The 12,044-nt window shown below is 42.7% G+C and carries 11 protein-coding genes and 1 pseudogene; 3 read left to right on the top strand and 9 right to left on the bottom strand.

All coding sequences use genetic code 11. The features are described from left to right. The 7 genes and pseudogenes from V7D75_RS00965 to ffh all read right to left on the bottom strand — a co-directional run. Nucleotides 1-245 (bottom strand): annotated as a pseudogene (locus V7D75_RS00965) (DUF4112 domain-containing protein); the annotation flags it as partial. 109 nt (nucleotides 246-354) lie between these two features. Beyond that, nucleotides 355-1,272, bottom strand: a complete 918-nt coding sequence (gene ubiA / locus V7D75_RS00960) for a 4-hydroxybenzoate octaprenyltransferase (RefSeq protein ID WP_333613032.1) — start codon at nucleotides 1,270-1,272, stop codon at nucleotides 355-357. Nucleotides 1,273-1,357: 85 nt separating this feature from the next. Beyond that, nucleotides 1,358-1,606 carry a hypothetical protein gene (locus tag V7D75_RS00955; RefSeq protein ID WP_068403940.1) on the bottom strand — a complete coding sequence of 83 codons (249 nt, stop codon included), beginning with the start codon at nucleotides 1,604-1,606 and terminating at the stop codon, nucleotides 1,358-1,360. Between the two features lie 105 nt (nucleotides 1,607-1,711). Continuing rightward, the gene (locus V7D75_RS00950) at nucleotides 1,712-2,614 is read right to left on the bottom strand and encodes a class I SAM-dependent methyltransferase (RefSeq protein ID WP_333613031.1); all 903 of its coding nucleotides are present in this window, start codon (nucleotides 2,612-2,614) and stop codon (nucleotides 1,712-1,714) included. Nucleotides 2,615-2,696: 82 nt separating this feature from the next. Beyond that, entirely contained in the window at nucleotides 2,697-3,539 is an 843-nt protein-coding gene (locus tag V7D75_RS00945; protein ID WP_333613030.1) for an undecaprenyl-diphosphate phosphatase, read from the bottom strand. 111 nt (nucleotides 3,540-3,650) lie between these two features. Then, a complete protein-coding gene (gene tsaB, locus V7D75_RS00940; RefSeq protein ID WP_333613098.1) occupies nucleotides 3,651-4,334 on the bottom strand; it encodes a tRNA (adenosine(37)-N6)-threonylcarbamoyltransferase complex dimerization subunit type 1 TsaB in 684 nt (227 codons plus the stop codon). Nucleotides 4,335-4,553: 219 nt separating this feature from the next. Further along, nucleotides 4,554-6,095, bottom strand: a complete 1,542-nt coding sequence (ffh, locus tag V7D75_RS00935) for a signal recognition particle protein (RefSeq protein WP_333613029.1) — start codon at nucleotides 6,093-6,095, stop codon at nucleotides 4,554-4,556. 433 nt (nucleotides 6,096-6,528) lie between these two features. Here ffh and V7D75_RS00930 point away from each other — a divergent pair, with 433 nt between their 5' ends. Continuing rightward, nucleotides 6,529-7,335, top strand: a complete 807-nt coding sequence (locus V7D75_RS00930; RefSeq protein ID WP_333613028.1) for a cytochrome C assembly family protein — start codon at nucleotides 6,529-6,531, stop codon at nucleotides 7,333-7,335. A 113-nt stretch (nucleotides 7,336-7,448) separates the two neighbouring features. Here V7D75_RS00930 and purU read toward each other — a convergent pair whose 3' ends face one another. Both purU and V7D75_RS00920 read right to left on the bottom strand, forming a co-directional pair. Further along, a complete protein-coding gene (purU, locus tag V7D75_RS00925; protein ID WP_333613027.1) occupies nucleotides 7,449-8,378 on the bottom strand; it encodes a formyltetrahydrofolate deformylase in 930 nt (309 codons plus the stop codon). Between the two features lie 188 nt (nucleotides 8,379-8,566). Next, nucleotides 8,567-10,876: a hypothetical protein gene (locus tag V7D75_RS00920; RefSeq protein ID WP_333613026.1), complete on the bottom strand. Its 2,310-nt coding sequence runs from the start codon at nucleotides 10,874-10,876 to the stop codon at nucleotides 8,567-8,569. A gap of 445 nt (nucleotides 10,877-11,321) precedes the next feature. Here V7D75_RS00920 and rpmB point away from each other — a divergent pair, with 445 nt between their 5' ends. Together rpmB and rpmG are read left to right on the top strand one after the other, a co-directional pair. Further along, a complete protein-coding gene (rpmB, locus tag V7D75_RS00915) occupies nucleotides 11,322-11,558 on the top strand; it encodes a 50S ribosomal protein L28 (RefSeq protein ID WP_057761372.1) in 237 nt (78 codons plus the stop codon). Nucleotides 11,559-11,691: 133 nt separating this feature from the next. Next, entirely contained in the window at nucleotides 11,692-11,847 is a 156-nt protein-coding gene (rpmG, locus tag V7D75_RS00910; protein WP_010201403.1) for a 50S ribosomal protein L33, read from the top strand. Nucleotides 11,848-12,044: the final 197 nt, after the last annotated feature.

The following is a 12,044-nucleotide window of genomic DNA, read 5'->3' as shown; positions in this document are numbered from 1 at the left end:
GGTACGATACCAACCACCATATCAATCAGCGCCAATCTAACCGCTGGGGTCATTTTATGCGCAGGCACGCCCAACTGCCGACCTAATATAAAAGCATAGCTAGTCAGCGCCAGTCCTGCCAAATCTCCCGCCAGCGGAATGGTCGACAGCGCCGCATCAGCCCCCATGCCTTGTTTGGTAAAAGGAATACGTACGAGCGAATCCATGGTATTGGCAAATTTCGCCAATTTGCGCTCAGTTTCGATGACTTGTGCGCGTGTTAAGCCATGTTCAGCTAGCTTTGCCTGATAATCGATAACTGGCGCCTTAACATCAGATACCTTTCTAGCTTTTGACTTTGAAAGTTTCTTAAAGTTATCCATTAAAAGCCGTCCATAAACACGCCATTGCGATAAGAACAAAGACGTAACGCCCTACCCATATATTGGCCAAAAATGCCTGAAAACAGGCCAGTGCTTGACGACTGGCACAAGCGCTGTTCTGCTTGGCAAACATCATCGCCACGAGCGCCAAACCAAATACTGGTATCACGCCCACACTGGTTGGCGCAAAGTAATGCCACATGACCGCACCCATAATAACTAAAAATACGGTTTGTAGCAGCGAGATAATAATCACATCGTAGCGACCAAATAATATCGCCGTTGATTTGACGCCAATTTTTAAATCATCCTCACGATCCGCCATCGCGTACTGGGTATCATAAGCCACAGTCCAGCACATATAAGCGATAAATAATAACCAGCACCAGATATCAGGCGCGCCTTGTATCGCCACATAGGCCATCGGTATTGCCCACCCAAAAGCTGCCGCTAAAAAGACTTGTGGCAAATGGGTAAAGCGCTTCATAAATGGATAAATAAACGCCAATATAACGGCACCAAGCGACCAGTAAAAAACGGCAATAGGCAAAAAGAATAGCAAACTGGCACTAAGCAATACCAATACTAAAAACGCGGCAATGGCTTCTTTAGCAGACAAGCGTCCATCTGCTAATGGACGACCTTTGGTACGGCTGACATGACCGTCGACCTTACGATCGGCAAAATCATTGATTGCACAGCCTGCCGCGCGCATAAAAATCGCACCGAGCGCAAAAATAACAAAGACTCTAAAACTTGGCAGAGCTGCTACCATGCCTTGCTGCTGCACTTGACCCATCGCCGCCAGCATTACCCCCCAGAGCGTTGGCCAGAGCAACAGCTCGATACCTACAGGTTTATCAAAGCGCGTTAATTGCAGGTAGGCTTGTAATTTGTCGTTAAATGTCATGGCGTTTTATTATCATCTATAGAAATTTTATATACTTTTTTGCAAGCTGCTAGGCTAAGCGAATAGAAGCGAAAGGGTTGGCGAGCTATTGGATTTGTTGCCATAAGTTGTTGGCTTCAATGAGCGACAACTCAGGATATTGCTTGCGTAATGCCTTAATGGATGCCATTTTATTATTTTGGCTAAGCTTTGCTTGCTGCCGTAAGTAGTCCATTTGTTCTTTTGGATTCCTAAGCGCTTTTAGGTGGGCTTTGAGCTGTAAAACTTCTGTTCGCAACGCAATATTCATCAGTAATAAGCCTGCACCAATGACCCAAATTATAATCGTTGACATCCTTTTCTCCTGAATCCATTACTATTAAATCCACCACTTCTAAATCTTTGTATTCTAAACACTCAAACTGATTAACTAAGTCCATCCATGATAACGAAAGGTTTTTTAAACGAAATACCCATCAAAACGTACTGCTTCATTATGCCAGCTTTCGCTCGGTTGTTGGTTAGCAAGTAATGGGGCGAGCTGCGGGCGCTTGACGACGACCCGGCCTTGTCCTGCACCTTGACGGACGATTGCTTGTGCACTTTGGAGCAATTGCGACTCTTCTTCTAGCGTTGGCGGACGTGCCAATTGGTGCAAAGCTTGCATATGCTTGCCCACTTTCGCGCCTTTACCCGTTTTGTTATCTTGATAGCTATCCTCTGGAAACATAGGATCGAGATATACCACATCAATATTCTGATGGCTATCAGCGGTCGAACCATTACTAGAATCTGCAAAATCAATACTTTCAAAATAACTCAGCGCATCGGTATTGATAATCTGTAGACGGCGCATCAGTTTTTGCCAATTTGCCAGCGCACTCATCCGCTGCTGTTCAGCTAGCAAAAGTAGCGCCATCAAGGGCTGCTCCTCAAGCATAATGACTTGAGCGCCAGTACTGGCTAATATGAGGCTGTCATGCCCAAAGCCTGCGGTCGCATCAATGACCGTGCTATCCGCTGTAATTTTAGCAGCTTGTAGCAGTAACTCAGACTTACGCCCGGCACTCACCACTCGGCGTTGTAGCTTATCCCATTCGGGCGCCACGCTCAGCCCATCGCTCAGCCATGATAGCTTATCTTTTTCATCTAATACTAAGATAGGCTGGATAGAATGCTGACTTAATTGCTGACGACGTTTTTGATTGAGCTTTTCGCTAAATAACTCAATGTTCAGAACAATAGGCAATTGATGTTTAACTACCAGCGCTTGGAGGCTGGCTATTTGCGCTTGTTGGGCTTCATTGACATAAAAAAGCTGGCAATGCATAAAGTCGCTTGATGTTTGTTGCAAATTGCTCATGATTGCCCTCCCTCTTAATGTTTTACGGTTTAAAATGTTACCGTTAACCCAGTTGAAAATGATAACGCCACATCTTTAAAAATTAGCCTGCCATCTGGTAGCCAAAGCCCCAAGCGGCGACCAATACGATGACGCCGGTAATAATGCGTAGCCAAGCAAAAATTTTAAAATCGCGACGGCTAACCCACGCGACCAATAGGCGGATACAAAGTAAAGCGACGATAAATGACACTATGGTGCCAATACCCAATACCAGCCAATCTTCGCTACTGGTCAACACATCATGATGCTTAAGCAAATCTAATAATGCTGCGCCAACAATGACAGGTATGCCTAAAAAGAAAGAGAACTCCGCAGACGCCTTACGCGACACGCCAAGCCAGAGTGCGCCGATAATAGTGGCCCCTGAGCGTGAGGTTCCAGGTATCAAAGCCAGACACTGCATCAAACCAATCATTAACGCTGTTTTTAGACTGACGTCTTCTGCTTCTTGGGCAATAATCGTTTTAGGTCGATTTTCGACATAAAATATCAGCAGACCGCCGACAATCAGCATAATTGCCACAACGATAGGATTAAACAAATACGCTTTAATCTCATCAGCAAAAGTAAAACCTACAATCATTACCGGAATGGTCGCAACAATTAAGCTTAAACCAAGCTGCCTTGGATTACTCATACCTTCCGCTTTACCGGTCAGTAGCCCCATGAGCGCTTGCCAGAGCCTGCCCCAGTAATCATAAATGACCGCTAAGATAGCACCAAGCTGGACTACTACCACAAACAAATCAACTTTTTCCTTAGTCCAAAAGCTCATTAAATCGGCTGATAAAATCAAATACCCCGTACTAGAAATGGGTAAAAACTCAGTGATACCTTCAACGATACCCATAATGAGCGCTTGGATTAATAACAGTATATCCACAGTTGCTTCCCTAAAAAAACAGCGCTAGCCGCTGTTTTATATTGTTGTTGCTTTTATAGTCGTTTATACGTAATAAAAAAAGTACATTGCTTACGAATCATCAGGTAAGCCCTATGCCTTACCTTGCTCTTTTAGCGTTTTCCATGCTTGATTGCGCAAGTACTTTGGTAAGGCATTAGCGGCATCGCTACCGCCTGTCTGTACGAATTGAGCGATACCCAATTGTCCAATCAATACCGCATCTGGCCAGACCTCTTCGTGACAGATTTGTTCGTCATGCGATTTTAATAGCGGCGCACCGTTACCGACGACAGGCAGATTGACAGCGGTTTGGCTGTCATAATCAAGTAAGCGCTCGGTATCTTCGCCACTTTCTTGCACAACAGGCTGCATGATATGGTCTATTAGTGCATATTGCCCAAAATATACTTGCTGCATACGCGCATCAAGCGCGCTATAAACTTGCGTCAAACCATACCTTTGATACGCACACTGGGCAATGGCTTGTAAGCTAGAAACCCCCACACAAGGAATATCATGGGCGACAGATAAGGCTTGCACCACCGCTGTATTGATTCTTATACCGCTAAAAGCACCGGGGCCACGGTTGAATATCAATGCTTTTATCTGCGCCAGATTAAGCTTAGCTTCAGATAGAGCCTCATCAATCATTGGCAGAATGTGCTGAGTTTGCTCACGTTTGCCTTGTTCGGTATGACTCGATAGCACCTGACCATTGGCATCTAAAATCGCGATCGAACACTGCTCAAATACGGTATCCATTGCTAAAAACATCATTACCTCGGCTTATTTTCTTAATACCACAAAACATGCGCTCATCAATCAGCGCCTATCATAGCATTTAGGATAAAAGAATTTTATTAATTTCTAAATTTTCCTAGTGCATCCATCAATATTTATGCAAATACGTCAGACATAAAAAACCCCAAAACTATTTCAGCCTTGGGGAATTTGTTAAAAAGTAAGTAATATATCAATCTGAGCATCTATTCATTAAAAGCGCGTTTTAAACTTCTTTGGCGCTTGGTTTTGTAGCTCTTGCATCTGCTTTTGCATCTCTTCGGTGCTCGGCATATTGTTTGGGTCCAGTCCCATCTGCTTTGCCATCTGCGCTGGATTCACATCTTTGGCACCGCCTTGCTGACCACCGCCAAATAACGGACCGCCTCCACCAGCACCGCCGCCGCCCATCAAGCCTTGCATCGACTTCATCATTTTACTGATACCTTCAGGCTTAGAAATCATTTTCATCATTTTTGCCATTTGCTTGTGCTGCTTGAGCAAACGGTTGACGTCTTGAATTTCACGTCCTGAACCTGCGGCAATACGGCGCTTGCGGCTTGGGTTAATCTTATCGGGATTCTTACGCTCAAACGGCGTCATTGAATTAATCAATGCTTCCATTTCACGTACTTTTTCTTCAGGCTTAGCGTCTTGAACGGCTTTTTGCATATCAGAGCCGCCCATGCCAGGCATCTTATCTAAAAAACCTGCCATGCCGCCCATGCTTTTCATTTGTTGGAACTGGGTCAGTAAATCCTCAAGGTCGAAATCGCCGCCCTTTTGCATCTTTTTCGCCATTTTTACGGCTTTATCACGGTCGATTTTTTGCTCGACTTCTTCGACTAAACTTAAGACGTCACCCATACCAAGGATACGCTGAGCGATACGCTCAGGATGGAACAGCTCGAGCGCATCGAGTTTTTCACCGCGACCTAAAAACTTAATCGGTTTACCAGTAATGGCGCGTACAGACAATGCCGCGCCGCCGCGAGCATCACCGTCGGTCTTGGTTAAAATGACACCGGTCAATGGCAGCGCGTCGTTAAAGGCTTTGGCAGTATTGGCCGCATCTTGACCAGTCATCGCATCGACGACAAATAAGGTTTCAGATGGATTGACCGCCGCGGTTAACGCCTTGATTTCAGCCATCATGGTCTCATCGATAGCCAGACGACCAGCCGTATCAATAATCAAAATATCTTGATATTGGATTTTAGCTTCTTCGATAGCCCGGCGAGCGATATCAATCGGATTTTCATCAACTGTTGAATTGACGAACTTGGCATTGACTTGTCCTGCTACTTGCTCAAGCTGTTTAATAGCCGCTGGGCGGTAGACGTCGGCAGAAACCAGCATGACCTTTTTCTTATGACGCTCTTGTAAGAATTTCGCCAATTTACCAGCGGTGGTGGTTTTACCCGCCCCTTGCAAACCAGCTAGCAGATAAACAACCGGCGGTTTACCCGTCATTTCAAGCTGCTGATTGGCACTGCCCATCATTTCGGTCAGCTCGTCATGGACGATTTTGACAAAGGCTTGTCCTGGCGCCAACTCTTTGAGCACTTCTGCGCCAAGCGCTTGCTCTTTGACACGTTTGACAAAATCACGTGTTACCGGTAGCGCAACGTCGGCTTCTAATAGCGCCATGCGCACTTCGCGCAGCGTGTCTTTGATATTATCTTCGGTCAACTGCCCAGTACCGGCGATATTACGCAGGCTCGATGATAAGCGTTCGGTTAAGGTATCAAACATAAATAACTCTCAATTAAAATAATTCTTAGTGAAAACAATTTTTGATAAAAACAATTTTTGATAAAAACAATTCTTGGTAAAAACAATTCTTGGTAAAAACAATATGACAACAATACGTCGTCAAATTTGGTTCAGCGTTGCTTGCTGATTTATATGATTTGGCGATGCTACAAACGATCAGTAGTATTTTATAAAATTAATGATAAAAAGTAGCATATTATCAATACTATAGCATTAAGAGGCCGCAAAGCTTATAGTCATTTTGCAAATGGCATTTTTGTAGTAAGCGCTACTGTCCTACAAGCGCTATAATCAATCCGTAAGATGGCGCTCAATTGCTTGCCATTTTATGATAAATTGGAGGATTATTCTAATCATTCTGATAATACCATTTTAGCATTCAATTGAGCGGCGTTTTTGCGCTCATCATGAGATGAGGTTTTTTATCTTGCAACTTGCATTTTTACTGGCTGGCATGGTTTATATTTTGGTCAGCATCTATATCGGCTGGGCGCTGATTCACGATAAACCTATCCACAAGGGCGTGAGCTTAGGTTTATTGGTTGTCGGCATGCTCGCACATGCGGCACTACTCTATCCACATGTGGTCACGCTTTATGGGCTAAATTTCAACTTGTTTAATACCATTAGCCTGATCAGTTTATTTTTCTTATTTTTCTACGTTATTTTTAGCTTATACCGCCCTATCGTCAGCCTCGGTATTTTAGCAGCACCGACGGCATTAGCCGGGATGATAGTCGGTTATATCGGCCGCGCGCCTTATCGTCCCATTACGGACATCAGTGTCGGGTTAGAGACGCATATCCTACTATCGCTTGCTGCTTATTGTGTGCTGCTGATGGCAGCGCTGCAAGCGCTATTTTTGCGCTTACAAATACGCGAGCTGAAACACCAGTCGATTCATCGCTTTTGGGTCAATAAACTGCCGTCCTTGCAGAGCATGGAAAGTCTATTGTTCGATATGCTATTGGTCGGCTTTGTGTTGCTCAGTATCGCGCTTGGCATTGGCTTTGTTTATGTAGAAGATTTGTTGGCACAGCACCTTGCTCATAAAACGGTCTTTAGCATGTTATCTTGGCTGTTATTTGGCGCATTATTATTGGGTAATTGGCGCGCAGGATGGCGTGGCAAACGCGCTGCCAATATGACCATTTATGCCTTTATCCTATTAGCAATTGGCTTTGTCGGTAGCAAGTTCGTATTAGAGATGCTGTTGTAAATCCAGTGCTATAATAGTGGTAATGTGATTAAAAAAAGGCCGCCAGTATTAAATACCCATACTGGCGGCCTTTTTTACGCTCTTATTTTGGTTTAACACCGTCTTAAAAAAAGCTAATTAAAAACCACAGTTTTATTACCTGCCACAATCACGCGATTTTGCACATGCCAATTCACCGCGCGCGCCAAGACATTGCGCTCGATATCACGGCCAATAGCACGTAGCTCTGCCACCCCTTGACGATGAGTGACACGATGCACATCTTGCTCAATGATAGGCCCTTGGTCAAGCTCGGCAGTCACATAATGCGCGGTCGCACCAATAAGCTTGACGCCTTTCTCATAAGCCTGACGATAAGGGTCGGCACCGACAAAGGCGGGCAAAAATGAATGGTGAATATTGATGACTTGCATCGGCCAACGTTTGACAAAGTCAGACGATAATATCTGCATATAACGCGCCAATACCAGCAAGTCATTGCCTGACATCAAGGTATGAATCTGCTCTTCTGCCTCGGCTTTGTTATCCTTGGTGACTGGCACATAATGGAAAGTGATGCCAAAGTTTTCTACTGCTTGGCGCAAATCCTCATGATTACTAACGACAGACGTAATCTCGCAATCGAGCAAGCCGCGCTGATGCCGCCACAGTAAATCTAACAAGGCATGGTCAAACTTTGATACTAAGATGCCAACCTTGGTTTTAATCGCATTATTATGTAAGCGCCACGCCATATTATGGCGCTTAGCCACCGTATGCCCAAAGCTGGCTTCAAAGTTATCCATAATTTCGCTCAAGCCTGCTAACGCAAACTCCAAACGCATAAAGTACTGCCCGCCTTCATGAGCGGTTGAATACTGATCGAGAGTGATAATATTGCCGCCATAACGGTGTATAAACTCAGATACAGCCTGTACGATACCCGCTTGATCACGGCATTTGATCAATAACGTCGCGGTATCAATAGCAGCCGCAACTGGTGAATTTTGAGAATTTTTGCTCGACTTTATGCTTGCTGTAGCAGTCGTGGTATTGTCTGACATAGTGCGCCCAATTAAAAATGAAACGTGCTGCTTACTTTGAATATGGTTAGCAGCATATGAAACTGACTATTCTAATCGCTTTTGCAAAACTTTGCTGATTGAGTTGCTTGTATTTGGTTATTGAGATTATGAATACAAAAACCCCCAACGCGGGGTTGGGGGTTTTCTAATTTAAATATTCTTAAAACTTACTCAAGGACATAAGTACGAGTAGTGGTTTCATTTTTAGGCGAGGTCACAGATAACTTAAAATAATCGCCTGCTTGACACTGACTTAAAGCATAGGTGTTAATCGTACCTGTATTATCACCAGGTTTGCCTGAATTAACGATATCCGCAACCTTTTCAAACCCTCCAACCATTTCTACTGTACAAGTTAAACTTTCTTGTTCAACTTTTATATCGCCAGTTGGTGCTACAGTAAACGATGATGTTTCACCATTGCCTTGTGCATCGGTACTGACTGTAAAGGCAGTATCACCTTTTTTAACCGTTATAGTAGTACTAGAGTTCGCACCAGTGACCTTTATAACAAAACCATCAGTAGAAGGCGTGGCTGGAACAATTGTAGCGACAGGATTACTTTTTGTTTTATCAACAACTGTTCCTGAGATAGTAGTACCTGATGGCATAGGGTTTAGGTCATAAAACCCACCACTATTAATGCGTACAATAACGGTTTTATCTTTGCTAGTTATAATCTGCGAGCTTGGCTGCAATAGTGTAAACAGAGCACCATTACCATTAGATAACAACTGAATGGACTCATGACGTACCACTGTAGACAGACCTGTAGTACAAGTCATTGGCTTATTAGGTGATACAAACGTATTGATATAGTTTTTCTCGAAAGCCTGTTTTTTTAATTCATTCAGCGATGGGAATTTAAGGTTGATTAATTCTCTAATGTTGTTTTCACACTTACCCGTTGCTTGAGTAGTTAACGGATAAGTAAATTCACCTATTTCAAAAGTACCATTTTCATTATCATCACGGAATGTATCGCCAATGTTATGAACTAAAGTATCAATCCCTTCGTTCCAAGCATTATTTTGATCTTTGTCAATATAAGCTTTTTCACCCTCTGCAACCGCTAAAATAGTCACTCGCCCATCACCTGGACGTGGGTTTTGAGTAGAGAATTCAACGCTACATGCACCATCAACAGTACCACAACTAGACGGGAATACTTTTCCACCTTCAGTAGTAAAGCTAACAATAGTGCCATTAGGTACTTTATTACCATTACGGTCAACCATGCGAGCAGTTACAGATGTTGTATCACCATCCATACTCCAGTCCAGTACGTTTTTACCCATAGACAAGCTCAGTCCATCTTGGGTGACGCGAGAGCTGTCAATAAATATACCTTTTGATAAAGCATTGACACTAGGATCAATAACTAAAGCAGCCTTTATTTCCACTGGTCCTGGGGTTGTACCAGGATATATCTGCACAGAAACCTGACCATTCTGATCAGTCGTAACTACTCTTTTATCTCTATTGCCTAATACGTCGAATGTTAAATCAAAGGGCGCTTTGTTTAAGGTTAATTCAACAGCTTGATTTGCTAGTGGGATATTATTTGAATAAACCGTAAACTCTAATATTCCCGTGGCTGATGAGCCACTCTCTTTAGCGCCTAATCTAAAGGGGTCTGATGTAAACATGATAGAGTTTGCTTCAGGTGTTTTTACACTAATATTAGTAGACTGCACTGTGTTACCCGTACTTGCGGATATATGAACGTTACCACTACATAGCGTATTATCTGCGTTGATAGCCTTATAGACCACCTTTATAGTTCCATCTGAATCTGAACTCATTTGCATCGGCAACTGACCGCAGCTAGCATTTAGATTAACAAGTACACCACTCAAAGGGTTACCAGCCGTATCGCTAACTTTAAACGATATCGTTGTCTGTCCACCTGATGGCAAAAGCGCCATTTCAGTCGTTAGTGCACTAAGTGTTACATTAGTAGCTTGTACAGAAAAAGTCAGATTACTTATAACTGTGTTGTTACTATTGCTAGCATTTGCAGTAACTGTATAGGCGCCTGAAACTTCTGGAGCATTAGGTTTTAGAAAAATACGAGCTTTACCCTCACTATTAGTTAAGGTAGCACCCGAAGTTGTTTGTGATAACGTAATACCTTCAGCATCAATAGAAAAAGTGACTTTGGCATTTGCAGCAGGCTGATCACTACTATTAGTCACTTTGATCTCGTAATACGCCCCTTCCAAGCTCACTGAATTAATTGGATTACCATCTATATCCACTAACTTGCTTTCTGAGATCTTTAACTCACCAACAGGGAGTTCACTACCACCACCTGGGTTACTTGGATCACTAGGATTACTTCCATTACCATCTCCTAATACTGGTGGAAGAGAATCTACGCCATCCCCACCACCACAACCTGCTAAAGCCAATGCACAAGTCAAAAAGGTAAGCTGGAATAGCTTAGAAGTTATGGGTAGCGAGCTATAAGACATTTTGAAACTCCATGATAGCAATCATTCATTTAAGTAAAGATACACATACTTACAATGATAGCATTTGTATTAACAGATTGTATTAAATATATAACCGCAACTTTACTGACTTTTGTTATAACTTACAACTAAAAAATTCATCTTTACTATTAAATAATCAATCACATAGCGTGTGCAATTCAGGGTATAATAGCTATCGTTTAAAGCGGCGATTATTATAAAAATATTTGAGTATTCATTAGTTTTATGGTATAAATGTCGGCTTTAAAATTTTCTGAATTGGTTTGCCTGTTATTTGCCTTTAGATGACAGTAATATCAGCTCAACCTTCATAATAGTTTTGTTTGGTGCAAAGCTGCCGCTTGCTGTGTCCATGCCGCAAAAACGTGCAACTTGCCCAGACTGGTATGAGAATCCCTCATACCTCATAGATTAGGAGTTCGCCATGTCTAGAGTTTGCCAAGTGACTGGAAAGCGCCCTATGGTGGGTAATAATGTTTCGCACGCAAACAACAAAACCCGTCGTCGCTTTCTACCAAACCTTCATAACCATCGTTTTTGGGTAGAGTCTGAAAATCGTTTTGTACGTCTACGTGTGTCTACCAAAGGTATGCGCATCATTGACAAACTTGGTATCGACAAAGTGTTAGCGGATCTACGCGCACAAGGTCAAAAAGTATAAGTTAAGAGAAGCAGCTTGAGCGGTCGATAATTTTCACCCTCTAAGCTGCTTTTTGGCTACCTTCTTTGTAGCAACTGACCTTTTTGCAATCGTACCTATCGTTTGAAGACCCCTCATTTACAGGAAAGCTATCATGAGAGATAAAATTAAATTAGTATCAACTGCTGGTACTGGGTATTACTACACCACTACCAAAAATAAGCGCACTATGCCTGGTAAAATGGAAATCAAAAAGTTTGATCCAAAAGTACGCCAGCACGTCATCTTTAAAGAAGCAAAAATCAAATAATTTATTATTAAATTATTTTGATAAGAAAAGGGTTTATCAAATGATAAACCCTTTTTTATTGCCAGTTTTTGACCCACCAACCATTTCAACCATACACTATTTTAACCAGCTACTATATTTCGTTCTTACTGATTTAGAAGCTATAAATTTAGAAGCTATAAGCCTGATTAGTTTTAGCTATAGTATGTGGGCTCTTT

Origin of the sequence: Psychrobacter sp., assembly GCF_036731945.1 — a bacterium.
In the GTDB taxonomy this organism is placed as follows: domain Bacteria; phylum Pseudomonadota; class Gammaproteobacteria; order Pseudomonadales; family Moraxellaceae; genus Psychrobacter.
This window is presented reverse-complemented; position numbering and strand designations above follow the sequence as displayed.

Bases quoted from the DNA above. Each gene is read 5' to 3' on its own strand.
- V7D75_RS00955 (WP_068403940.1), bottom strand. From the start codon at position 1,606: ATGTCAACGATTATAATTTGGGTCATTGGTGCAGGCTTATTACTGATG.
- ubiA (WP_333613032.1), bottom strand. From the start codon at position 1,272: ATGACATTTAACGACAAATTACAAGCCTACCTGCAATTAACGCGCTTT.
- tsaB (WP_333613098.1), bottom strand. From the start codon at position 4,334: ATGTTTTTAGCAATGGATACCGTATTTGAGCAGTGTTCGATCGCGATT.
- rpmG (WP_010201403.1), top strand. From the start codon at position 11,692: ATGAGAGATAAAATTAAATTAGTATCAACTGCTGGTACTGGGTATTAC.
- V7D75_RS00920 (WP_333613026.1), bottom strand. From the start codon at position 10,876: ATGTCTTATAGCTCGCTACCCATAACTTCTAAGCTATTCCAGCTTACC.
- rpmB (WP_057761372.1), top strand. From the start codon at position 11,322: ATGTCTAGAGTTTGCCAAGTGACTGGAAAGCGCCCTATGGTGGGTAAT.
- V7D75_RS00930 (WP_333613028.1), top strand. From the start codon at position 6,529: ATGAGGTTTTTTATCTTGCAACTTGCATTTTTACTGGCTGGCATGGTT.
- V7D75_RS00950 (WP_333613031.1), bottom strand. From the start codon at position 2,614: ATGAGCAATTTGCAACAAACATCAAGCGACTTTATGCATTGCCAGCTT.
- purU (WP_333613027.1), bottom strand. From the start codon at position 8,378: ATGTCAGACAATACCACGACTGCTACAGCAAGCATAAAGTCGAGCAAA.
- ffh (WP_333613029.1), bottom strand. From the start codon at position 6,095: ATGTTTGATACCTTAACCGAACGCTTATCATCGAGCCTGCGTAATATC.